The organism is Nesterenkonia sp. Act20 (assembly GCF_019173455.1).
GTDB lineage: Bacteria > Actinomycetota > Actinomycetes > Actinomycetales > Micrococcaceae > Nesterenkonia.
The window spans coordinates 56,472-77,766 of the sequence record NZ_JADPQH010000002.1; the positions used below are offsets into that span (position 1 = coordinate 56,472).

General features: G+C 66.9%; 24 protein-coding genes. 10 read left to right on the forward strand and 14 right to left on the reverse strand.

The window, feature by feature from the left end; translation table 11 throughout:
- The first annotated feature begins 31 nt into the window (after positions 1–31).
- Positions 32–682, forward strand: a complete 651-nt coding sequence (locus IY716_RS09905; protein WP_218221559.1) for a hypothetical protein — start codon at positions 32–34, stop codon at positions 680–682.
- A 127-nt stretch (positions 683–809) separates the two neighbouring features.
- Here the strand turns inward: IY716_RS09905 and IY716_RS09910 are convergent, their stop codons facing one another.
- From IY716_RS09910 to IY716_RS09940, 7 genes are read right to left on the reverse strand one after another with little or no spacing between them, the layout of a single operon-like run.
- Positions 810–1,199 (reverse strand): VOC family protein, encoded by a 390-nt coding sequence (locus tag IY716_RS09910; protein ID WP_218221560.1) that lies wholly within the window; start codon positions 1,197–1,199, stop codon positions 810–812.
- On the reverse strand, positions 1,196–1,477 hold the full coding sequence (locus IY716_RS09915; RefSeq protein WP_218221561.1) for a metalloregulator ArsR/SmtB family transcription factor: 282 nt from the start codon (positions 1,475–1,477) through the stop codon (positions 1,196–1,198). The genes IY716_RS09910 and IY716_RS09915 overlap by 4 nt, the downstream gene beginning before the upstream one ends.
- A 32-nt stretch (positions 1,478–1,509) precedes the next feature.
- Positions 1,510–3,144, reverse strand: coding sequence for a cryptochrome/photolyase family protein (locus IY716_RS09920; protein WP_218221562.1), 1,635 nt, complete (start codon positions 3,142–3,144; stop codon positions 1,510–1,512).
- On the reverse strand, positions 3,141–4,418 hold the full coding sequence (locus tag IY716_RS09925; protein WP_218221563.1) for an NAD(P)/FAD-dependent oxidoreductase: 1,278 nt from the start codon (positions 4,416–4,418) through the stop codon (positions 3,141–3,143). The genes IY716_RS09920 and IY716_RS09925 overlap by 4 nt, the downstream gene beginning before the upstream one ends.
- A gap of 30 nt (positions 4,419–4,448) precedes the next feature.
- Positions 4,449–5,075, reverse strand: a complete 627-nt coding sequence (locus tag IY716_RS09930; protein ID WP_218221564.1) for a hypothetical protein — start codon at positions 5,073–5,075, stop codon at positions 4,449–4,451.
- Positions 5,072–5,983, reverse strand: coding sequence for an endonuclease/exonuclease/phosphatase family protein (locus IY716_RS09935; protein WP_218221565.1), 912 nt, complete (start codon positions 5,981–5,983; stop codon positions 5,072–5,074). The genes IY716_RS09930 and IY716_RS09935 overlap by 4 nt, the downstream gene beginning before the upstream one ends.
- Complete coding sequence (locus IY716_RS09940; RefSeq protein WP_218221566.1) at positions 5,970–6,773, reverse strand: glycosyltransferase family 2 protein; 804 nt, start codon at positions 6,771–6,773, stop codon at positions 5,970–5,972. The genes IY716_RS09935 and IY716_RS09940 overlap by 14 nt, the downstream gene beginning before the upstream one ends.
- A 156-nt stretch (positions 6,774–6,929) precedes the next feature.
- Here IY716_RS09940 and IY716_RS09945 point away from each other — a divergent pair, with 156 nt between their 5' ends.
- The 5 genes from IY716_RS09945 to IY716_RS09965 all read left to right on the forward strand — a co-directional run bounded on the left by IY716_RS09945 (position 6,930) and on the right by IY716_RS09965 (position 11,227).
- Positions 6,930–7,688 carry a YqjF family protein gene (locus IY716_RS09945; RefSeq protein WP_218221567.1) on the forward strand — a complete coding sequence of 253 codons (759 nt, stop codon included), beginning with the start codon at positions 6,930–6,932 and terminating at the stop codon, positions 7,686–7,688.
- Positions 7,689–7,693: 5 nt separating this feature from the next.
- Positions 7,694–8,899: a glycosyltransferase gene (locus IY716_RS09950; protein ID WP_218221568.1), complete on the forward strand. Its 1,206-nt coding sequence runs from the start codon at positions 7,694–7,696 to the stop codon at positions 8,897–8,899.
- A 43-nt stretch (positions 8,900–8,942) separates the two neighbouring features.
- Positions 8,943–9,383 (forward strand): alternative ribosome rescue aminoacyl-tRNA hydrolase ArfB, encoded by a 441-nt coding sequence (gene arfB, locus IY716_RS09955; RefSeq protein ID WP_218221569.1) that lies wholly within the window; start codon positions 8,943–8,945, stop codon positions 9,381–9,383.
- A 102-nt stretch (positions 9,384–9,485) separates the two neighbouring features.
- Positions 9,486–10,658, forward strand: coding sequence for a N(5)-(carboxyethyl)ornithine synthase (locus IY716_RS09960; protein WP_218221570.1), 1,173 nt, complete (start codon positions 9,486–9,488; stop codon positions 10,656–10,658).
- Positions 10,659–10,726: 68 nt separating this feature from the next.
- The gene (locus IY716_RS09965; protein WP_218221571.1) at positions 10,727–11,227 is read left to right on the forward strand and encodes an SRPBCC domain-containing protein; all 501 of its coding nucleotides are present in this window, start codon (positions 10,727–10,729) and stop codon (positions 11,225–11,227) included.
- 1 nt (position 11,228) lies between these two features.
- On the opposite strand, the gene IY716_RS09970 is transcribed toward IY716_RS09965, so the two are convergent.
- From IY716_RS09970 to IY716_RS09980, 3 genes are all read right to left on the reverse strand, one after another.
- Positions 11,229–12,113, reverse strand: a complete 885-nt coding sequence (locus tag IY716_RS09970; protein WP_218221572.1) for an alpha/beta fold hydrolase — start codon at positions 12,111–12,113, stop codon at positions 11,229–11,231.
- A gap of 5 nt (positions 12,114–12,118) precedes the next feature.
- The gene (locus IY716_RS09975; RefSeq protein WP_218221573.1) at positions 12,119–12,703 is read right to left on the reverse strand and encodes a dihydrofolate reductase family protein; all 585 of its coding nucleotides are present in this window, start codon (positions 12,701–12,703) and stop codon (positions 12,119–12,121) included.
- A gap of 94 nt (positions 12,704–12,797) precedes the next feature.
- Positions 12,798–14,216 carry an FAD-binding oxidoreductase gene (locus IY716_RS09980; RefSeq protein ID WP_218221574.1) on the reverse strand — a complete coding sequence of 473 codons (1,419 nt, stop codon included), beginning with the start codon at positions 14,214–14,216 and terminating at the stop codon, positions 12,798–12,800.
- 120 nt (positions 14,217–14,336) lie between these two features.
- Here IY716_RS09980 and IY716_RS09985 point away from each other — a divergent pair, with 120 nt between their 5' ends.
- Positions 14,337–15,272 (forward strand): LysR family transcriptional regulator, encoded by a 936-nt coding sequence (locus IY716_RS09985; protein ID WP_218221575.1) that lies wholly within the window; start codon positions 14,337–14,339, stop codon positions 15,270–15,272.
- Between the two features lie 8 nt (positions 15,273–15,280).
- Here IY716_RS09985 and IY716_RS09990 read toward each other — a convergent pair whose 3' ends face one another.
- Complete coding sequence (locus IY716_RS09990; RefSeq protein ID WP_218221576.1) at positions 15,281–16,147, reverse strand: AraC family transcriptional regulator; 867 nt, start codon at positions 16,145–16,147, stop codon at positions 15,281–15,283.
- 174 nt (positions 16,148–16,321) lie between these two features.
- Positions 16,322–16,675, reverse strand: a complete 354-nt coding sequence (locus IY716_RS09995) for a DUF1801 domain-containing protein (RefSeq protein WP_218221577.1) — start codon at positions 16,673–16,675, stop codon at positions 16,322–16,324.
- Between the two features lie 212 nt (positions 16,676–16,887).
- Between IY716_RS09995 and IY716_RS10000 the strand changes: the two genes are divergently transcribed.
- Genes IY716_RS10000 through IY716_RS10010 form a run of 3 tightly spaced genes read left to right on the forward strand, consistent with a single transcriptional unit; the run spans position 16,888 to position 18,926 of the window.
- Positions 16,888–17,580 (forward strand): MSMEG_4193 family putative phosphomutase, encoded by a 693-nt coding sequence (locus IY716_RS10000; protein WP_218221578.1) that lies wholly within the window; start codon positions 16,888–16,890, stop codon positions 17,578–17,580.
- Positions 17,581–17,604: 24 nt separating this feature from the next.
- On the forward strand, positions 17,605–18,159 hold the full coding sequence (locus IY716_RS10005; protein ID WP_218221579.1) for a DUF3090 domain-containing protein: 555 nt from the start codon (positions 17,605–17,607) through the stop codon (positions 18,157–18,159).
- On the forward strand, positions 18,159–18,926 hold the full coding sequence (locus IY716_RS10010) for an SCO1664 family protein (protein WP_218221580.1): 768 nt from the start codon (positions 18,159–18,161) through the stop codon (positions 18,924–18,926). Before IY716_RS10005 ends, IY716_RS10010 begins: the two co-directional genes overlap by 1 nt.
- Positions 18,927–19,076: 150 nt before the next feature.
- Here IY716_RS10010 and IY716_RS10015 read toward each other — a convergent pair whose 3' ends face one another.
- Positions 19,077–20,255 (reverse strand): AI-2E family transporter, encoded by a 1,179-nt coding sequence (locus tag IY716_RS10015; RefSeq protein WP_255316733.1) that lies wholly within the window; start codon positions 20,253–20,255, stop codon positions 19,077–19,079.
- 179 nt (positions 20,256–20,434) lie between these two features.
- Complete coding sequence (locus IY716_RS10020) at positions 20,435–20,842, reverse strand: GntR family transcriptional regulator (protein ID WP_255316734.1); 408 nt, start codon at positions 20,840–20,842, stop codon at positions 20,435–20,437.
- Positions 20,843–21,295 lie beyond the last annotated feature (453 nt).

Consider the following 21,295-nt stretch of genomic DNA (forward strand, 5'->3'; position numbering starts at 1 on the left):
TCGACCTGCCCCCGACCGGAGAGTGAAGATCATGGCTGCACCAGCCGCCACCGAGAACGCCATCACAGCGAGCCTGCTCTACGCCGTGGGCTCGGGCAGGACCCCGAGCAGCGAGGCCCCTGAGCTTCCCACCGAGATGTGGGAGACCATCGCGGCGGTGCTGAAGGACCAGGGTGCCGAAGACCGTATGGCCCGAGTCGTGCAAGCTGTGCGTGCGGGCTACGAAGCAGTCGGCGCTGATGCGTCGTTGACGATCTCAGCGCAACGATACGACACGCTGCGCCGCGAGTTCCTTGCCGGGGCCGACGCGGGGCGCAATGTGTGGCCGGTGGGCTCCACGACGATTCTGAAACGCGCCGGGGGTTCGTGGAACAGCGCGCTGGGCCGGGTCGGGATGGCCGCCTCTACAAGGACGCGGGCCTCGGGTTTCGGCGCAGCGCGGTTCACCACGGAGCAGTACCGCGCCGCGGTCCACGATTTCACGCTCGCCGCAGCACGCGCGGACAGCAGCACGAGTTATCAGAACTACCTCGCCTGGCGGAAGCGCAGCATGGAGCAGGGTCGCAGCGATCTGCCTTCCGGACCCAGCCTGCGCAACACCTACGGCAGCTGGAGCGCCGCCCTGCTGGACGGGGAGGACCAGACACCGGACCCGGGGACCACGCCGGGAGGGCAGGGCTGAGCAGAACAGGGGTGAGGAGGCCAGACCTCAAGGTCGGGCTCGGCTCAGTCAGGGTCTCAGCCGCCAGTATCTCAGCCGCCGGGGCCTGAGCCGCCAGTGCCTGAGCCGGAGCTCCGCCGCGGGCATCTCAACCGTTGTACTGGGCGATCTGCAGAAAGTTCCCGCAGGTGTCATCCAGCACGGCGATGGTGACGGGGCCCATCGGGGTCGGCGGCTGGGTGAAGGTGACCCCCTGGGCGCTCAGCCGGTCATGGACCTCCTGCACGTCGTCCACGCCCAGCACGCACATCGGAATGCCATCCGCCGCCAGAGCCTCAGTGAAGGCCTTGGCCGCCGGGTGAGACTTGGGCTCGAGCGAGATCTCCGTGGCGTCTGGCCGATCAGGATCCACAACGGTCAGCCAACGGTGTTCACCGATCGGCACGTCCGCTGCGACAGTGAAACCGAGGGTCTTGGTGTAGAAGTCGAGCGCATGCTGCTGGTCATCGACGAAGATGCTGACGGTCTGCAGTTTCATGATTCGGCCTTTCGCTGGGGCCACCGCTGGGAGATCTCGGCAAGTGGCGCCGTGTTGATCGTGTGAAGTTTGTAGCGGCCCCGGCGCTCGGTGCGCACAAGGTCAGCCGCCTCGAGGACGTCCAGGTGCTGGGACACAGCCTGGCGGGAGGGTGTGAGGTCGTGATGCATCGCAAGCCTGCTGCACAGCTCGAACAGCGTCTGTTCATCGCGCGTCAGCAGTTCATCGAGCAGTGCGCGCCGCGTCTCATCAGCGAGAGCCTTATAGACGTCGGTCACAGCCACATCATAGGCAAGTGGTTACTTGCATGTCAAGAGGTGGGGTCAGCCCCGTTCGCCGGGCGCAGCAGCCGCGTCGGCTGCGAAGGTTCCAGCAGCGCGGCTGCTCGGCGGTGATGACCTTCTCGCGTGTCCTCCTTCATCCGCTCCAGCAGGGAGACGACCATCTTGGCGCGCGGGTTGGCGGCGAAGACCTCACGGTGATCCCGGATGAAGGTCCAATAGAGCCCGTCCCAGTCGGCCGTCCAGTCTCCGGCGGGCAGGTCTGACATCTTGCGCAGGTAGTTGCTCCCGGAGACATAGGGCTTGGTGGTGATCGCCTCGCCGGCAGCGAACTGGCTCATCGCGTAGACGTTGGGGACCATCACCCAGTCGTAGGCGTCGATGAAGAGCTCCATGAACCACTCGTAGACCTGCTCAGGATGCACCCGCAGCAGGGACATCGCATTGCCGAGGACCATGAGCCGCTCGATGTGGTGTGCATACCCGGTGGCCAGCACCCGTGAGATCACCAGGTCCACGGGCGCCAGGCCGGTGCTGGCGTCCCACCAGCCCTCCCCCAACCTGTTGTCGTGGCCAAGTCGATTGGCAGTGCGCAGTGCGCGGCCGCGCACCCGGTATGTCGCCCGCATGTACTCGCGCCAGCCGATGACCTGCCGCAGGAAGCCCTCCACCGAGGCCAGCGGGGTGTCCTCGTGGGCACCGTCAAGAACCGCCTGGACCACCTCCCGCGGGTCCAGCAGTCCGATGTTCAGCGGCGGGGTCAGCAGCCCATGCGCGATGAACGGGTGCTCCGCGGAGATCGCGTCCTCATAGGGTCCGAAGTCGTCCAGCCGTTCGCGGACGAACTCCTGCAGGTGTGTGCGGGCGTCCTCAGCGGTGATCGGCCAGGCGAACTGCGCCGGGTCACCCGGGGCGTCGGGGAACTCTGCGGCGACCCAGGCGATGGCGGCCGCGATGTCCTCGGCCGCGCCGTCTTCCGAGGCTCTGACCGCGCCGTCGTCGTCGTTCTTCTCGGTCTCTCCCGTGAGCGACTCGAGGTCAAACATCGGCTCCCGCTGGTGCACCGGGTGATCCGCGAAACGTCCGACCACGGGCGGGGTGTAGCCGCGTGGCAGCTTCTTGCGGTTCTCTGCGTCGAAGGACCACCGTCCACCCGCCGGCTCCCCGTCCGCGTCCACCAGCAGGGTCAGCCGTCGGCGCTGCCACACGTAGAATTCGTGCATGCGGCTGTCATGTGCCGCGAACCATTCCTGGATCTGGTTCCGGCTGGTGAGGAAGTTCGGGGTCTCCAGGACGTCCTCGGCGCGGAGCTGGTACCCCCCTTCAGCGAGCGCGGCGGAAAGCTGCTGCTCCAGCCAGTCATCGACCACGTCGAAGAGACTCACCCGTGCAGGACGCTGCTCCGTGATCAGGGCGGCCAGCTGCTGATGTGTGCTGTGCGAGGCCTCGCTGCCCAGGACATCCACCGTGAACCCGTGCTGGCGCAGGAGACGCGCGAACTGGGCCATCGACGCCCGGTGCAGCACCAGCTTCTGGGCGTGGAAGCGGTATTGGCGGAACAGCAGATCGTGCTCGATGAGCACGAACACGGTGTCCGCGGGTGCCTGGAAGTGCTCCGCGAAGAGCTGGTGCGGCAGGACCAGGCGCAGGTCGGGGCCGTTCACGTCGTAAGGAGTCTCGACACGGTCCGTGCGGCCCGATCGCCCGAGACCAGGGCTCCTTGGATGGAGCCGTTCTCCCGGTGATCTCCGGCCACCAGGATGCGCTGCCCGATGCGCTCCGGCCCCTGGTTCACCAGCGGCGGAGGCATCGCGGGCAGCGTGTGCGGGACCACGTGGTGGATGAGCATCTCCCAGTCCCGGGTGGAGGTCTGGTAGAGCCGTTCGAGGTCGCGGCGCACCGCGGCCTCCTCCGCGAGCCCATCGGGGCGGTCGAGCAGTGTGGTGGCCTGAACGAGGTGCTGACCCGCTGGGGCGTAGGAAGGTGCTGCCTGGGAGACCACCGCGGTGTTCCAGATCGGCCCCGCGGGGCCGCCGCCTGGTCGCGAGGCGTCGAGCATCAGGAAGGGTTCGGACTGGGGCAGCTCCGGGGCGCGGAACCACCAGGTGGTCAGGCCATGCGTCTGACCTGCCGGGTGACCAGCGAGGTCCCCGCCCAGCCCATCCAGCTGCTCCGTTCCGACTGCGACGACGGCGGCGCGTGCCCGAACCGTGCCCGCATCGGTGCCCACCTGGACCCCTGAGGTGCTGTGCCGCAGGTCCCTGGCAGCTGTGTTCAGTCGCACCGGGCCCTGAAGCGCGCCGGCCATCTGTGCGGGCAGCGCCTGCATACCCTCCTGGGGCAGCCCAGGCACACCGAGGGCGAAGTAGCGCACGAGCATGCGCACGTAGGCCGCCGAGTTCTCTCCGGTGCTGTCGGCGAGGACCCCGGCCAGAAAGGTGTCCAGCACGTCGCGGCGCAGTCGTCCGGTCAGGCCCACCGCGTCCAGGGAGGCATCAAGCGTCCGGTCGAGCTCCTCGCCCGAGGAGCCGCGAACACCCGGGAACCTGGGCAGATCCGGGGCGATCCAGCGTGCCAGTCCCAGCAGGTCTGAGGTGGGGGTGTGCCGGCTGCGCAGAGTGGCAAGCGCGTGCTGCGGGTGACGCAGCGGATGCGCCAACGTGGTCGTGCGCTTCCCATTGCGGATGACCGCGCCGACGCCGAAGCGCTGCAGTCCCAGCGCAGGCACATCGATCCATTCCCGCACCGCCGAGTAGGCGGGGTTCAGGACCTGGAAGCCGCGGTCGCAGCGAAAGCCGTCGACGGTGTCGGTGCGCACCCGGCCACCGACGGCGTCTCCGGCTTCGAGAACCGTGACGGTGTGACCGAGGCGCTGGAGGCGTCGAGCTGCCTGCAGGCCGGCGAGTCCGGCTCCGATCACGATGACGTCGGCGTCCATGACGCTCCCTCCGGTGGCGTGGTGGTCAGTCTAGGTGGATGCTGCGCGGGGTCCTGTGTGGGGTGTTCGATGCGCGGGGTCCCGGTTCCCGTCAAAGCGACCGAAGAACATCAGGAACAGCCCGGCGCACAGAGCGCCCAGCCCACCGGCGGCCATGTCACCAATGGTGTCGCTGTAGTCGACGCTGATGCTCTCGGCGACGTAGATGAAGCCGACCCATTCCACCATCTCCCAGACCGCGCTCAGCGCGAGCCCGAAGGCGGTGGTCAGCGTGACGCCGAGCGTGGTGGTCGCCAGCGTGCTGCGCGGGACCGGCGCCATCTGCACCCGCCCGAGCAGCAGGCAGAGACTGGCGGCCAGCACCCCGGTGCAGACGAAGTGCACGGCAAGGTCCCACCCGGGGACGCTCTCGTAGAGCCCCCACACGTTGCTCCAGCCGGCGACGAGCACGGTGAGGGACAAGGTGATGTCCGCCCCGGCTCGACTCCCGAGGAACCGCGGGGCGAAGACGACAGGGAGGACGAACGCGAGGATGCCGGCGTCGGTGGGGTCGAAGAACACTGCGGCGAAGATGACGCTGAACACGCCCAGGGCGCGCAGGACATCGGCGAGCAGCTCAGCAGGGGTCTGCGGGGGCCGCAGGAAGTTCTCGATCATGGGGTGTCGCCCTCCTTGGGAAGTGTCACCACGGCATGGACCGGAAGGTGATCGGAGGCCCAGGCGCCGCCGTGGCGCTGGGCGTTGATCGCGGTGCGAAGCACCCGGATGCCTGGCGTCGCCAGGATCCAGTCGATCCGGGGTCGGTCTCGGCGAGGGGGTCGATAGTTCGCGAAGGTGCCCCATTCGTGGCTGTCGTGGTGCTCCGCCGCGGCCCAGGTCTCGGCGAGCGCGGCGTCTTGGAGCAGCTCGGCCAAAGGTGCACTGGCACCATCGGCGTTGAAGTCTGCGGTGAGCACCGCGGGCAGGCCGCTGTGCAGGACGCGTTCGCGGATGACTTGGGCGGAGCGCAGCCGGGACCGGGCGGAGAGGTGATCGAGGTGCGTGTTCAGCGCGAGGAACACTGTCGATGTCTGGAGATCGCGGAATCGCGCGGAGACCAGGACGCGCGGAATGAGGTTCCCCCAGGAGGTGGAGCCGGGCCTGTACGGCGCATCCGAGAGCGCAGTCTGCTCACAGTCCAGCAGCTCGAGCCGGCCTGCGTCGTAGAAAATCGGGGAGGCTTCTCCCCCGCCGCGGGGCCCTCGGCCTTGACCGACGACGCCGTAGTCGGCTCCCAGCGACTCGACGAGGAAGCGAGACTGCTCTTCCAGGACCTCCTGGGCGCCCAGCAGGGTGGGGCGCTCCGCCTGGAGCAGGGCACGGACTCCTGGTGCGCGGCGATGCCAGCGGTCTGCGACCCGCGGGTGAAACCGCCCGGTGCGACGGCGGATGTTCCAGCTCATCACATGCAGGCTCGGTGCCGCGACGGGCCCGATCAGGGCGGTCCCTTCGTCGTGTGTCCGGTTGCCAGCCTCCGGCTCTGCCTTCTCGGGGTCGGGCCCATATCTGTGCTCATACGTGGCCATGCGTCCGCCACTTCTGGGCTGGGGACCCGGTGAGAGCGTGTCTGCGAGTCCACCGGGTCCAGCGGGTCCGGCGCCAGCGGTAGGGAGGAAAGTCATGGGGCCAGTGGATCGTCACGGTGCGCAGGCCTCGGCGTATACGGCGCTGAAAGGACCGTGCGTCGTGAAAGGGTCGCATCGAGATGCCCATCGGCTCCCCGCGGACGCGGACCAGCCGGTGACGCTCGCCGAGGTGGAAGGAGAGGTCCAGGTCATCGTGGATCTCCGGATCATCGCGGTGCACCTCGAGCCGGACGGCCTGCCACGCGTCGCGGCGCATGGCCAGATTGGAGCCGAACAGCGGCAGATGGCCCAGCGCGGGGAAGGAGAAGCACCGATAGGTGAAGAGGTAGACCGCTATGAGCGGGGGCCTGATCAGGGCCGGACCGTCGATGAAGCGTGAAGGACCGGTGGCCGCGGCGACCTCGGGCTGGTCTGCGAAGGCCGCGACCATTTCCTGGATCCAGGAGGCGGGCGGCACGCAGTCGGCGTCGAGGCGGAGGATCAGGTCACCGGCGGCGGCGTCGTAGCCAGCGGCACTTGCCGCAGGTATCCCCGGCTCGGGGCAACCGATGACGGTGGCGCCGTGGGCGCGGGCGGTTGCGGCTGAGTCATCGGAGGAGGCGTTGTCCACGACGATGATCTCTTCGGCCGGTCGGGTCTGGTTCTCCAGGGCGGCCAGGCAGATGGCGAGTACCCTGCTGTCGTCCTTGACCGGGATGACCACGGACACCGTGCTCGGGCGACCAGTCATCTCGCGTCCTTCGTCGTCAGTTCTCAAACCGGCTCCGGCCCTTCTAAACTTGCAGCCATCGCCGCCACCTATGTTGCGGCGCAGTCTCACGCACTTCCGCCGCTAGATAATCTACGCGGTCTGAAGCGGCTTCGCTTGAAAGGGTGGACTGACTCCATGACCGAGGCTCCCCCGCTGGGCAGCGCCGCCATCCTTCGACAACGATGGAGCGACGTCTCGTTTCTCCATTGGCGGGTCGACCCAAGCGTCGTCGAACCCTATATGCCCCCCGGCTGCACCCCCGATGTCTTCGACGGGACGACCTGGGTGGGTCTGATCGGATTCCAGATGTCGGACAGCTCCTTCTTCGGCGGTCCGCGCATCCCGTGGCTGGGGAACTTCCCCGAGGTCAATGTCCGGCTGTATTCCATCGATGCGAATGGACACCGCGGCGTCGTCTTCCTCAGTCTGGAGGCCTCGCACCTGATCCCGGTGCTGATCGCCCGGGCGGCGTTCGGACTGAAGTACCAGTGGGCCTCGATGAAGCTGCAGCGGCGCGGCGGCGAGGTCGCCTACCGGACCCGTCGGCATGGCCAGAGCGCCGCCGCCTCGCAGATGATCCTGCGGCCCGGTGGATCCTCCGCGGAGAATGCCTCCCTCGCGCAGGACCCGCTGGCGCAGTTCCTGACCTCACGATGGGGCTTCCACGAACGGCATCTGGGGCGCACCCTCTACTGCCGGAACCATCATGAGCCGTGGCCGCTGCAGCACGCTGAGCTCGTGCACCTGGAGGATGGGCTGCTCGCCGCCGCGGGTTTCGAGGGGCTCGCGGACCGAGCGCCGGATTCGGTGCTCTATGCCGCCGAGGTCACCACGGTCTTCGCCGCACCGCAGCGGGAGAATCAGCTCCACGGGAGCATGACAGAGAGGATGTGACCGGCATGCGGATCCTGATGGCCACCGCAGGCTCACGCGGAGATGTGGAACCCTTCGTGGCGCTCGCCCACCGCGCGGTGCGCGCGGGTCACCAGGTGCGACTGGTTGTTCCGGACAACTCTGGTGCCGACCTCGCGGGCCTCGACGTCGTGAGCCTGGGAGTGGACTACTCGGCGCTGATCGCGCAGCAGGGCGTCTCCGCTGCCGCCGCGCTGCGTTCCTACCGTGCGGTGGTGAAGCCGCTCATGCGCAAGGTCCTGCTGGAATCCGCCCGGGCGGCGATGGAGCACCGGCCCGAGGTCCTGGTGGCGCACCCCAAGATCCTCTCTGCCGGACTCACCGCCGATGCCCTTTCGATCCCCCACGTGCTGGTCGAGATCGTGCCCGCCGTGACGCCGACCCGCGCGTTCCCCGCCGCCGGAACTGTTGCCTGGAACCTGGGGCCCTTCAACCGGGCCACCTATCGTCTTGCCAGCGCCGGAGAGGCCATGTTCGCCACAGACCTCAACGAGGTCTCCCGGCTGGTCGGCAGCTTCCGCCGCCGCCCAGCTCCGCCGGCGGCCACGCTCATGCCGATCAGTCCGGTGCTGCTGCGCCGTCCCGACGACTGGGGCCCGACCGTGCATCTCACCGGACCGTGGAGGCGAAGCGCCCCGGATACCGTCTCTGCCGAGGTCGAGATCTCTGCTGAGCTGGCCGAATTCCTTGCGGAGGGGGACTTCGTCTACGCCGGCTTCGGCTCGATGGCTGCCGGTGATCCGGCGGCGCGGGCCCGCGAGGTCATCGGCGGGATCCGTGGCATGGGCGCCCGTGCGCTGATCGCGACCGGCCTCGGTGGTCTCCGGGTGCCGTCTGCGCTGGAGGGTGAGGACCTGCTCGTCACCTCATCGGTCCCCCACGAGGCGGTCCTGCCGCACGCTCAGGCGGCGATTCACCACGGCGGGATCGGGACGGTGCACGCGGCGACCGCCGCCGGTGCCGTCTCCATCCCGGTCCCCTTCATCGCCGACCAGCCCTTCTGGGGCAGACGCCTGCATGAGCAGGGACTTGCGCCGCGACCCATCCCGCAGCGGCAGCTTACTGCAGAGGCAGTGACCCGGGCCCTGGTGGCGGCGCAGGGCTGCCGTCCTGCGGTCGAGGCCGCCTCGCGGAACATGGAGGAGGAGGACGGAACAGGCACCGCAGTCCGAGTGCTTGAAGGACTGAGCTGATTCACGAGGTCTCGGTGCCCCGAGGTGCGGCAGACTGGTACGCGTGGAGAATCTGCGCATACCCCCGGGACCTGGAGCGCCGCATGGTCTCCTCGTCCCCGCCGGGGAGCTGTTCGAGCAGTTCTCCCACGCCTCGGGCCCGGGCGGCCAGGGGGTCAACACCACCGATTCTCGTGTCCAGCTCAGCCTCGACATCGGAACGACGACGGCGCTGACCGAGCCCCAGCGTCGGCTCGTCATGGAGCGGCTCGCCGCACGGATGGCAGGCACGGTGCTGACCATCAGCGCCGCCGAGCACCGGTCGCAGCATCGCAACAGGATCGCGGCGCGGCAGCGTCTGGCCGAGCTGATCCGCGAGGCGGTGGCTCCCCCGATCCCCCGCCGACCCACCCGGCGCACCCGTGGCTCGCACCGCCGCCGGCTGCAGGGCAAGCGTGAGCGGGCCGAGGTGAAGCAGAACCGCCGCCGCCCCGGCATGGACTGACGCTGGGGGTGCTCAACCCGCGCCCGCCTGGCGTGCGCTGCACCAGACCCGCGTAGAGTCAAGCGAGGAGTCGACCGCGACTCCCTCATGACGGGACTCTGAATGACCGGCCTCACCCCTGCTTCCCCTGCCTCGTTGCTCAGCCTCGGGCTGCTCGCGAACTCCTCGATGGAGAACGAGCGCCGACTGCCGATCCACCCCCGCCACCTGGATCAGATCGACCCGGATATCCGCGCCCGGATGATCGTCGAGCGTGGCTACGGTGATGATTTCCAACTCGAGCCGGGCTACCTCGAAGCCCGAGTGGGCAGGGTGGCGGAGCGTGCTGAGGTGATCGAGACTTCCGAAGTGCTGCTGCTGCCGAAGCCGCAGGCAGCAGACGTGGAAGCCATGCCGGCGGGCCGTGTGCTGTGGGGGTGGCCGCACTGCGTGCAGGACCCCTCCATGACCCAGACCGCGATCGATGGCCGGCTGACGCTGATCGCCTTCGAAGCGATGCAGCACTGGACCCGCCGAGGTGATTTCAGCCTGCATGTGTTCCACAAGAACAATGAGCTGGCCGGGTACTGCTCCATCCTCCACGCCACCAGTCTGATCGGCTCCACCGGGGACTATGGGCCTCGACTGAGCGCCGTGGTCATCGGTTTCGGTGCGACGGCTCGAGGCGCGGTGACCGCGCTCAAGGCGCACGGCATCCACGACATCCAGGTCCTCACCCAGCGGGGAGCGACAGCGGTGGGCTCGCCCATCCACTCCGCGCACATCGCCCAGCTCAAGACCGGCGGCGGACCGATGCACCTGAGCACCGTCCCCACCTCGAACGGCGACATGCCGCTGCCTGAGTTTCTGGCCTCGCACGACATCGTGGTCAACTGCACGCTCCAGGACGTGGCGGCGCCGCTGACCTACCTGCGCAACGAGGATCTGGGTCTCTTCGCCCCCGGCAGTCTGATCATCGATGTGTCCTGTGATGCTGGAATGGGGTTTGAGTGGGCGAAGCCCACCACGTTCGAGGACCCGATGTTCACCGTCGGCAGGGATGTGAACTACTACGCGGTCGACCACACCCCCTCCTACCTGTGGAACTCCGCCACCTGGGAGGTCAGCGAGGCGATTCTGCCGTTCCTGCGCACCGTGATGGAGGGACCCGCTGCCTGGGCCAAGAACCTGACCATCTCGCGCGCCATCGAGATCCAGGACGGCGTGATCCAGAACCACAGCATCCTGGACTTCCAGGACCGGGAGCCGGTCTATCCCCACCTGCGCACTGTGTAGGTAGTCTGGCGTCCAACCCCTCGGTGACCAGCATCACCGACCTTTTGCCTCAGCCTCGAGGAGCCCCGATGACCGCCGCACCAGAGCCCACAGGACAGCTGCAGGACGGTCCACTGGGCCGTGAACTCCAGATCTCGCGTCGGTTCCAACAGCCGCTGCAGCTCGTCTGGAACGCGATGACGGAGTCCGAACAGCTCGAGCAGTGGATCGGCCGGTGGGAGGGAGACCCCGCCGCCGGGAAGGTCATCTTCCGGATGACCGCCGAGGGCGAGGAGGCCCCGCCGGAGGAATGCATCATCCTGGACTGCAGGCCGCCCCACAGCTTCGCTGCCGAGACCAGCGTCGGGGACAACGTCTGGCACCTGCGCTTCGAGCTGCGCCAGGAGAACGGCATCACCGAGGTGGTCTTCGCCCAGCGCGCGTCGGACGAGTCGCTGGGCAGCGTGGGGCCAGGCTGGGAGTATTACCTGGACCGACTGGTCAGCGTTTTGACCGGGGAAGATGCTTCCCAAGTGGACTGGGACGACTACTACCCCCGGCTCTCGGAGTACTACGAGCAGCTGCGCTGAGCTAGCGCGTGTGCTCGATGAGCTCCTCCACCACGAGATCCCAGGTGGCGCGGGGAGGCAGCTGGTGGCCCACCCCGTCGAGCATGATCAGCCTGGCTCCGGGTATCGCCTCCGCGAGCGCCCTGCCGTGGGCGGGCGGAAACAGCGGGTCGGCGGCACCGTGGAGCACCAGCGTCGGAAGTCCCCGCAGAGTGCTCAGCGGGGCCTGAGCAGGATCATCACCGACGACCAGAAAATGATTCGTCTGGCTGGCAGCAATGTCGGTGCTGCGGTCGAAGACACGGGCTATGAGCACCCGCAGCTCTGTCTCCTGGAAGTGCCCGGGTCCCGCGTAGGGGCGCGCCGATTCGAGGATGAAGTCGATGACGGCGTCCCTGTCGCTCCAATCGGGATCGGGTGTGACCGCGTTGTCGGCGGTGCTGGCGGCGGTGCTGGCGGCGGAGATCTGAGGAGTCGGTGACGGGAGCCCCGTGATCCCCGGATCGGTGGGACTCGTCGCGATGAGCGTCAGCGATGCCACTCTGCTGCGGTGTGCAAGCGCGAGGCTCTGCGCTATGCCTCCGCCCATGGAGATGCCCACAAGATGCGCCTGGTCCACGCCGAGGCTGTCCAGGATTGCCATGGCATCTGTGGTCAGGTCCGCGGAGGTGTAGCCGGGGGCTCCCACCGGGTAATGCGTGGAACAGCCGGTGTCGCGAGTGTCGTAGCGGATCACCATTCGGCGTCGGTTTGCTATTCGGCGGCACAGCTCGTCCTCCCACCAGTCCATCGACCATGTGGCACCGCCGATCAGCAGCAGGGCAGGGTCACTGTGATCACCGAGGGTCTGCACACAGAGCTGTGCGCCGTCGTCAAGCTGCACGGTGGTGGTGTGGAAGTCCAACATCTGCCTCACCGCCTGCGCAGTCGCGGGCGATACACGAGCTCGATGGTCCTGCCGTCGAGCGTGCGGCTCTCCAGCAGGTCCAGATCGAAATCCTCGGCACCTCGCAGAATCGGGCTGGTGCCGGTCTTCCCCGAGATGACGGGGAAGATGGTGACCTGCAGGCGGTCGATCAGTCCCGCGGCCATGAGCTCCCGGTTGAGCGTGAAACTTGCCTGGGAGCGCAGCGGCAAGGTGGCGTCCTCCTTCAGCAGCCGGACGACGTCGACCGCGTCGCCCCGCATGATCTCCGCCTGCGGCCAGCCGAGGGTGTCGCGCAGCGTCGAGGAGATCACGGTGGCCGGCATCTGCAGCAGTCGAACATTCCACTCGTCCCAGGCATTGGGATCCGTGCCTGCAGACATGATCCCTGCGACCTCGCGGAAGGTGGTGGCCCCGTAGACCATGCGCTGCTGCACCGAGAACTGCCGGGCGCGGTGCTCCAACAGCTCGGGACCTTGCTTGTCCCAGTAGCCGCCCCAGCTCGCATCCTCGGTGAAGGAGCCAAATCCGTCCAGCGTGGAGAAGACATCCCAGGTGTACACAGCGCTCATCTGCGACCTTTCACAAGCTCTGGTGGCTGGCCTGTCAGCTCAGCCTCGGCCTGCCCACCCGAGAGGACCATGACCAGATCAGTGCGGCCGCCACTCAGGTCGGGGGAATGTTGTGGTTGATGCGAAACAGATTCTGCGGGTCATAGGCCCGCTTGATCTGCACCAGGCGTTCATAGGTCGCGGGTTCATAGGCAGGCTTCACCGCATCTGGATTCTGGTCGAAGCCGGTCAGGAAATTGACCTGCCTGCCTCGCGTCGCCCACCGCTCCAATGCGCCCATGATCGCCTTCAACGGTGCACGGAGCTCCTGCTCCATCCCGGGGCCCGCGACGGCGACCGCGAAGAGCTGGAACCTGGCCCCACGATGATCGATGGCACTGGGCGTGATCGGGGGCCGAGCCAAGGCGCCCTCAAGGTGTCGGATCTCGACCATCAGGGCCGGGGAGTCGACGGCTGGTCCTGCCACATCGACTAATGCACGAGCGGCCTCGGCGGGAAAGTCACTCAGCAGGACGGAGGTCTCATAGGAGGGCACTGGGTCCACTGGATCGGCGTGGATGGCGGCGAACTCTGTGTACGGCATCTCGTCGACCGTGTCGATCACCCGCGGACCGACCGCCCGCAGCGGCGCGACGAGCCGCTGACCCTCGTCCTCGGACCCGAGGTAGGCGACCCGCACGTGCAGGATGAACCGATTCTGCAGCGGGGGTGGCACAAACGGAACAGCCGGCAGCCGCAGGAAGGCGAACGAGACCGAGAGCTCCGCGGGGGCCTCGGTCACGAGACGTCGGTAGGCCTCGAGCACGCCGTCGACGTAGGCGTCGCTGAAGAACAGACCTCCGCCGTAGACCCGGGTGATCGGCACCAGACCCACCGTGAGTTCGGTGATGACCCCGAAATTGCCCTTGCCGCCGCGCATGGCCCAGAACAGGTCAGGTTCGTGGTCGGCGTCGACGCGTCGCAGCGTGCCGTCAGCGGTGACGATCTCCGCAGCGAGGACGTGATCGGAGGCGTACCCGTGGGAGCGACCCAGTGTCGGGCTGAGGCCACCGCCGAGGGCATATCCCACGAAGCCGACGTTGGGCGAGGAGCCCGCGAGCGGGGCCAGCCCGACACGCGACGCCGCCTCGACCAGCTGCTGAGCCTCGACGGCGCCCCCAATAGTGGCGGTCTGGGCGCTGGCATCGATATGGATGCTCTGGATGCGCCGCAGATTGATGAGGACCGCGTGGTCCGTCGAGAAGACGGCACCATGGCCCGTGGCGAGAACCGCGATGGGCAGGTCCCGTGCGGCGGCGAAACGGACGGCAGCCTGCACGTCGGCGGCGCTGGTCGCGCCTACGACCACAGCGGGACGGTGCGTCAGGGTCAGGTTCCAGGTCATGACCTCTTCGGCGTAGCCCTCATCGGTCGAGGTCAGAACCGGGCCCGCGATCTCCTGCTTCAGCTGGGCGATGTCTGCGGGATCGATCGGGTCTGCGAGGGCATGCGGTACTGCAGTGTAAGCGTTCACAGTGAGCTTCTCTCGGGGCAGAGGGTGAGCGAGGCGTGGTCCCATCAACGTAGCGTCGGCAGCCAGAACCCGGCAGACGAGATCTCGCTGGGAGCCATCTCGATCGGAGATACTCGGGAGGTGGAGCTTCGCCAGCTGGAGTATTTCCTCGCGGTCGCCGAAGAGGGGACCTTTACTCGCGGCGCGCGTCGAGTGCACGTCGCCCAGTCGGCCGTCTCGGCGACGATACGCAAGCTCGAGCGTGAGCTGGGCATGCCTCTCTTTCTGCGCGAGTCCCATAGATCTTCGCTCACCGAGGCGGGCGCGGCGCTGCTGCCCGAGGCCCTCGCGCTGGTGAGCGCGGCACGACACGCCCACGAGACGGTCAGCCAGGTCCGTGGTGGCCTGCGCGGAACCATCCGCATCGGCACGCTGATCGCGATCGCGAACCGAGGCGATGCGCCTGATTCCCCCGTGGTCGATCTTCCCGCAGTGCTCGGGCGCTTCCACGTCACGCACCCGCTGGTGCGCTACCACCTTCAAGTCTCACCACGCGGAACCGCAGGACACCTCGCCGACATCGCGGGCGGTCTGCTGGATCTGGCCTTGGTCGCGACCACCGACCAGCCGCCCGGCGTCCGGACCCAGCAGATCGGGGCGGTGCGGTGGTCCTTCGTGTGCCGGCGTCGTCATCGACTCGCCGACGCCGGCTCCGTCAGGCTGGAGGAGCTCAGCGGCGAGACCTTTGTGGACTTTCCACTCGGCTGGGGGAACCGATCAATGGTCGACCGGGCCTTCGCCGAGCTGGGGCTGGCGCGTGAGGTTCCCTTTGAGGCCGCCGACCAGGCCACCGCGCTCGGACTGATCCGCCACGGCTTGGGAGTCGCGTTCCTGCCCCGGGCCGGGAGCGAGCACGAGGACCTTGCGGTCCTCGAGGTGGAAGGCCCTCCACTCCTCCTGCCCATCTCACTCGCGACGCCGAGGCAGCGTCCACCCACCGCGGCGACCGCGGCGCTGATCCAGAGCATCGTCCGGGCCGCTCGGCCCAGTCCCACGGCGGTGGACGGATTCGCCTGATGATCGGCTCAGGCGCGTTCGATCGGGAACCACAGCTCACAGGTCGCCGTGCTGAAATCCGGAGCGCGGTCAAGCACGGAGACGATCGACGGTCCGGGCCGCAGCCTCCACGGATTGGAGGGGAACCACTCCGTCGCGGACGCTGCGTAGGCCTCTTGAAGAGCAGCCGGATGCGGCCCGGAGGTGCGGAACACCACCCACTCCCCCGCCGCCACATCGATCACGTCCAGGTCCTCGGGCACCGCGGTGCCGTCCTCGACCGCTGCGCCGTGGAGATAGGTCAGCTCACTGCCCTCGGCATAGTCCGGGTCGACGTCGGCGCTGACCTGGAGCAGGCCAGCAGGCTCGGTGCCGCTGAGCTCCTTCAGCCGCTCGTGCTCCTTGGCGGGCAATGAACTGATATGCCGCTGAATATGCGGGTTGGCCCCCTCGTGGATCAGCGGCACGCGGACGGCGTGCCCGATCAGCTGGAAACTCGGGCGCTCGGTGATTCTGGTGTCCATGGAGTTGCTCCCTTCTACGGTCAGGCGGAACCTGAGCTGTGGTTGACTGCGAAGGGGGCCACCATGACGGCGAACCTCTCCATGACTCACCCCGTGCACTGCACGGAACGCTCGACCGAAGGCCTCGGTCGAGCCGTAGCCGTAGCGCACGGCGATCGTCAGGAAATCCTCATCGCCGATCACATCAGCCGCGGCGATGGTCATCCGTCGACGTCGCACATATTCGGACACGGGCATGCCTGCCAGCGAGGAGAACATGCGGCGGACGTGGTAGCCGGTCGTGCCCAAAGAGGCGGCGAACGCATCGACATCCAGGTCCTCAGCGAGACGCTGCTCGATCTGATCGACCAGATGGTTGAGGTTCTTGATCATGGTTGCTCCCTTCACCCTCCACTGTGCTCGCCCTTCGGCGGTGTCGCCCGACTTCTCCGATTCGGTTCTATCGGATCAGTCGCGCGCAGAGCGTCAGCGGTGAGCCAGAGCGTCAGCGGTGAGCACCCTCTCAGGGACTGGCGAGAAGGCGCTCAGCCGGTGCGCCTTGGACACTCAGTCCACTACGGAACGAACGATCTCTCCGATGCGTTTCTCTGTGTCCTGGTCGACAGTCTCGAAATACCACGCCGCCGGCATCAGCCCCGCGTCCGCGCCGCCTGCGGGCACGAAGGGCGCCTTCTCGGTGATTGCCAGGTTCAAGCGTTCATCATTGCGCAGCGTCAACAGTGCTGGAGCGCTCGCCGCCTTGGCGTAGGCCGGCATCCCGTACCAGATCCGAGGCTTGAGGGAGGGGGCCGCAGCCACGATGAGCTCATGCACCTGCTGCATGAGCGACCGCTGCGGCTCGTCCATCTTTGAGATCTTCTCGATCACCTGGGAGAGGTTCTTCTCGTCCTTTGACGACATGTCATGTCCTTTCGTCAGCCGATGGCGAGCATCGGCGGAATGAAGTTGGCGCATCTGGGCGCCGCACCCCATCCGGACATGTCCTGAAGCACTCAGGCCTCTCCGCGATGATTCACGTGGTCCCCACGTGGAAGCGCTGTCGGTGGTTCGTACCACCACGGCCAAGATACCTGAGATGCCGGCGCCGTCGCCAGAGTGGTTAGGCTGGCGGCATGGCGACAGTGATTCTCGTGCGGCACGGCCGCACCACAGCAAATGCCACGGGGCTGCTGGCTGGCAGGGCAGAGGGCGTCCGCCTGGACGAGACCGGGCGCGACCAAGCGGTTCTGACTGCGGACCGGCTCGCGGCCGTTCCCCTGGTCGCGGTGGTCTCAAGCCCCCTGGAGCGGTGTCAGCAGACCGCCCGGCACATCCTCGATCGCCAGGACGGCACGCCAGAGGCGCCGGTCGAGGACGACCTCACTGAATGCGACTACGGGCAGTGGCAGGGCCGCAAACTCACCGACCTCGTGACCGAAGAGCTGTGGCCGATGGTGCAGTCCCAACCATCCGCCGTCGTCTTTCCGGACGGCGAGTCCATGGCCGCGATGCAGGCTCGGGCCGTGGCCGCGATTCGCCGCCACGATGCAGCCGTCGAAGCTGAGCACGGGTCCGAGGCCGTGTGGGTGGCGGTCAGCCATGGTGACGTCATCAAGTCGATCCTCGCCGACGCACTCGGGATGCACCTTGACCTGTTCCAGCGCATCAACGTGGGGCCTGCCTCTGCATCGATCGTGCGCTACGGCTCGGGTCGGCCGAGCGTGCACGCGACCAACACTGACGCAGGTGATCTTTCGTGGCTGGCCAAGGGCACCCACGCTGGCGATGCACCGGTCGGTGGCGGCGCGGGACACGAGAAACCGTGAACCACAAGCGCCTAGAATGTAGCTATGCCTACACGTGTTCACGAGTTTGACTGGCCTGATCGTGCAGTCGTCGGCACCATAGGACCTCCGGGGGCGCGCACGTTCTACCTGCAGGTGCGGGCGGGCGCCCGTGTGGTGAGCGTCGCCCTTGAGAAGCAGCAGTCTGCTCAGCTCGCTGAGAAGATCGATGAGATCCTCGACCACCTCATCACCGTGGAGGGCAATCCCTTCAGCGTTCCCACGGGGACTCCCCCGGAGCTCGTCGACAATGACGAACTCGAGCCGGTTCAGGAGGATTTCCGCACCGGCGTCATGAGCCTGGGATGGGATCCCACCACGGCCCAGGTGGTGATTGAGGCCCACCCCCTCATGGAGGGCGATGTCGATGAGGACAACGAATCCCCTGATGAAGACAGCGCCCAGGAGACCGAGATGCTGCTGGTGCGAATCCCGGTAGGCACCGCACGTGCGTTCGCGAAGCGAACCCTGGAGGTCGTGGGCGCCGGTCGCCCAGCCTGCCCGCTGTGCGGCTACCCCATGGACGCCGACGGGCATACCTGCACCCTTCCTGAGGGCTGATGTCCGCCACGGATCTGGTGACCGCCGAGCTGACGCTCACCGGCCGCATCACGACGGCGTCCAACGCGACATTTCTGGGGACCATCGGCGACGTGGTGGTCGTCTATAAACCGATGGCCGGCGAGAGTCCCCTGTGGGACTTCCCGGACGGTGCCCTGGCACGCCGAGAAGTGGCCGCCTACTTGGTCTCGCAGGCCCTCGGCTGGGACGTGGTGCCGCACACCTGGTTGCGCGATGGCCCCCTGGGCGAAGGAATGGTCCAGCTCTGGAAGGAGCAGGACCCCGACCAGGACGCCGTGGACCTGGTCGCGGCGGATGAGGTCCCGGAATCGGGCTGGAAGCAGGTCCTTGAAGGGCAGGACCAGAACGGGCGGATGGTCGCCCTCATCCACGAAGACTCACCCGAGTTACGGCGCATGGCCGTGTTCGACCTGATCGTCAACAACGCCGACCGCAAAGGCGACCACGTTCTTGCCATGGCCGATGGTCACCGGCACGGCGTAGACCACGGGCTCACCTTCCACCGGGAGCACAAGCTGCGCACGGTGCTCTGGGGATGGGTCGGTGAGCAGCTGACCACCGAGGAACGCCAGGGAGTCGATCTTGTCAGCGAAGGGCTGGACGATGAACTGGGTCGAGAACTCGCGGAATTGCTCACCGCCGAGGAGATCGAAGCGCTCGCTGCTCGCTGCGCGAGGCTGCGGCTGACCGGACGGTTTCCGGCTCCCGCTGGTGATATGCCGGCCGTTCCTTGGCCGCTGTTCTAAGAAGCGGCCGCCTGCGGCAGAGGCGCTCGAGGGCGCATGCCCGCCCCGCCTGGCATCGGCAGCAATTGCCCTTGAACGAGCTCAGAGACACGCCATCTCCTGTTAGTTCCCGCGCCGAGTACTCCACCACTTGGACTCCGGTCGAAGAATTTACGGACGAGACGAGCTCGGCTCGTCCTCTGGAGCGCCGTTCTCAAGCCCATCGTCGGGGTCTGGACTGTGGTTGTCATGGGCCTGGTCACGGTCATCCTCGTCCTGTGCGGACGCGATTTGCTCCCTCGCTTGAGCGACAGGGCCAAACTCTGGTGTTTGGTCGCGTCCGGTCCAGACCTTGATGATGTCCCACGCGACAGCCGTCAGCGGAACCGACAACAGCGCACCGACGACGCCGGCCAACACCGTGCCAGCGGTCAAGGCAATCAATATCACCAGGGCGTGGAGGTTCAGCGTTTGAGCCATCACCACCGGCTGCAATAGGTTTCCGTCCAATTGTTGAACCACGATGACCACGGCGAGAATGATCAGCGCGACGACAGGACCGTTGGTGACAAGAGCCACAAGGGTCGCCAGTGCCCCGGCGACGGTGGCGCCGATGACGGGGATGAACCCACCGAGGAAGATGATCACACCGAGTGGCAGGGCCAACGGAACCTGGAGGATGAGCAGTGCGATGGTGATTGCGATGGCGTCGATCGCGGCAATGAGTGCGGTGCCTCGGATGTAGCTGCCAAAGGTCTGGACAGCCCGATCGCCGGAGGCTATCCAGTTATCGCGGAAATGTTGCGGTGTCCAAGAGATGAAGAACGCCCAGATGCGATCACCATCTTTGAGAAAGAAGAACAAGACGACCAATAGGAGGATCAGGCTGGTGAGGAAGCTGCCTGCAGCGCCGATGGTATTCACCGCGCCAGTCCCGAACGCGGAGCTGGTGAGGAAGGTGGTGGCCGAATCGATCGCACCGTCGATCTGCTCCTGGTCGATGGTGATGCCGAAGTTGCTCATGAGGTCGTCGACCACTTGGCGCAGCTGGTTGATCCCTTGGACCGCCTGGTCCACCAATGTCGGCCACTGATTGATCACCGAGAAGACCAGGCCGGTGCCCACGCCCCCGATCACGAGCAGGGCACCCAGCAAGACCGTCCAGGCGGCGAGAACGGTGGGCATGCCCCGGCGAGCCAGTTGGACCAGCGGCCACAGCGCGCTGGCGAGGATGATGGCAATCAGGGTGGGGATGACCACCACCGTCAGATTCAACATGGCGAACACCAGCAGACCCGCCACGGCGCCGATGAGAAGCAGCTGCAGTGATCGAATGCTCAGTCGGCCCATGACATCTGTCCATAGGCCAGGGACCGTGAAGCGTCTTTGACGGCTGCTCTCGTGTATCGATTCGTTCGGCGTATCCGCCATCTGCGTCTCCCGCGGCCTGGTTGTGTCGAAAAGCTTCTCTCACGATACTTGCGTTCTTCGATGACGTCGTGCTGGCAACGGTCATGTATGCGCTCGAGTCAGCTGGCGTCTCCACCGGCGGGGTCGACGTGCGTGTCCGGTTCTACGGAGCTGACTTCTTGGCGGGGCCAGACTGCGCGGAGTATCCGGATGGCCTCGTCTAAGCTCGTCCCCGCTTGGGTGCTGGCATCGACGAGCTGACGGGCGGCGGCCAGCACGGGCTGCGCTGTGGTTGTGGCGCTGCGGCTGACGCGAGTACCCCCGGTGCGAGCGGTGAGGAAGCCCTCGACCTCCAATGACTTATATGCCTTGGCCACGGTACCTGGAGCGAGATCCAAGTCCTTCGCGAGCTGACGGACCGAAGGCAGCCGTTCACCTGCCGCGAGCTGTCCAGACACGATCAACCCGCGGATCTGATCGCGAACCTGCTCCGTGGGCGGCATGGATCCTGACAGAGCGATCATCATGACGAGGCCCTGGCCTTAGCGGCGCGACCCACCGGCATCGCGGAGAGGAACACGGTAGCCCAGAGGGCGACCCCGAGGCCCATCGCCACGAAGCTGGCACCCGATAGAACAGCGCCCAGTTTCTCGCTGGGCATGAGGGAGTCTCGTAGACCGGCCGACCCTCGCATGGCCAATGNTGTGTGCCTTGTGGCTATGGAGACCGAGTCGACAGGCTGTAGTGGCCCCTCGAGTGATCCAACCAGACTGGCGACACTCGATGTCGCTGGAACCGAGGCCGGGGTGGTGCGTGATGGGGCTGACGTCACCGACCTCGGCAATGAGGGGTGGACCCAGGTCCACGAGAACCTGTTGGTCCGGTGAGCCGAACCGGAAGCTCTCTGCCGAAGGCGAGCCGCAGCGATAGAGGCATCTGTGCTGCACGTAAGCGGATCCCTCAGCGTGCACCGAGTTCTC

Bases quoted from the DNA above. Each gene is read 5' to 3' on its own strand.
- IY716_RS09945 (WP_218221567.1), top strand. From the start codon at position 6,930: ATGACCGAGGCTCCCCCGCTGGGCAGCGCCGCCATCCTTCGACAACGA.
- IY716_RS09965 (WP_218221571.1), top strand. From the start codon at position 10,727: ATGACCGCCGCACCAGAGCCCACAGGACAGCTGCAGGACGGTCCACTG.
- IY716_RS10000 (WP_218221578.1), top strand. From the start codon at position 16,888: ATGGCGACAGTGATTCTCGTGCGGCACGGCCGCACCACAGCAAATGCC.
- IY716_RS09905 (WP_218221559.1), top strand. From the start codon at position 32: ATGGCTGCACCAGCCGCCACCGAGAACGCCATCACAGCGAGCCTGCTC.
- IY716_RS09930 (WP_218221564.1), bottom strand. From the start codon at position 5,075: ATGATCGAGAACTTCCTGCGGCCCCCGCAGACCCCTGCTGAGCTGCTC.
- IY716_RS09995 (WP_218221577.1), bottom strand. From the start codon at position 16,675: ATGTCGTCAAAGGACGAGAAGAACCTCTCCCAGGTGATCGAGAAGATC.
- IY716_RS09925 (WP_218221563.1), bottom strand. From the start codon at position 4,418: ATGGACGCCGACGTCATCGTGATCGGAGCCGGACTCGCCGGCCTGCAG.
- IY716_RS09990 (WP_218221576.1), bottom strand. From the start codon at position 16,147: ATGATCAAGAACCTCAACCATCTGGTCGATCAGATCGAGCAGCGTCTC.
- IY716_RS09950 (WP_218221568.1), top strand. From the start codon at position 7,694: ATGCGGATCCTGATGGCCACCGCAGGCTCACGCGGAGATGTGGAACCC.
- IY716_RS09970 (WP_218221572.1), bottom strand. From the start codon at position 12,113: ATGTTGGACTTCCACACCACCACCGTGCAGCTTGACGACGGCGCACAG.
- IY716_RS09940 (WP_218221566.1), bottom strand. From the start codon at position 6,773: ATGACTGGTCGCCCGAGCACGGTGTCCGTGGTCATCCCGGTCAAGGAC.
- IY716_RS09935 (WP_218221565.1), bottom strand. From the start codon at position 5,983: ATGGCCACGTATGAGCACAGATATGGGCCCGACCCCGAGAAGGCAGAG.
- IY716_RS10015 (WP_255316733.1), bottom strand. From the start codon at position 20,255: ATGGGCCGACTGAGCATTCGATCACTGCAGCTGCTTCTCATCGGCGCC.
- IY716_RS09960 (WP_218221570.1), top strand. From the start codon at position 9,486: ATGACCGGCCTCACCCCTGCTTCCCCTGCCTCGTTGCTCAGCCTCGGG.
- IY716_RS09910 (WP_218221560.1), bottom strand. From the start codon at position 1,199: ATGAAACTGCAGACCGTCAGCATCTTCGTCGATGACCAGCAGCATGCG.
- IY716_RS10020 (WP_255316734.1), bottom strand. From the start codon at position 20,842: ATGATGATCGCTCTGTCAGGATCCATGCCGCCCACGGAGCAGGTTCGC.
- IY716_RS09975 (WP_218221573.1), bottom strand. From the start codon at position 12,703: ATGAGCGCTGTGTACACCTGGGATGTCTTCTCCACGCTGGACGGATTT.
- IY716_RS10005 (WP_218221579.1), top strand. From the start codon at position 17,605: ATGCCTACACGTGTTCACGAGTTTGACTGGCCTGATCGTGCAGTCGTC.
- IY716_RS10010 (WP_218221580.1), top strand. From the start codon at position 18,159: ATGTCCGCCACGGATCTGGTGACCGCCGAGCTGACGCTCACCGGCCGC.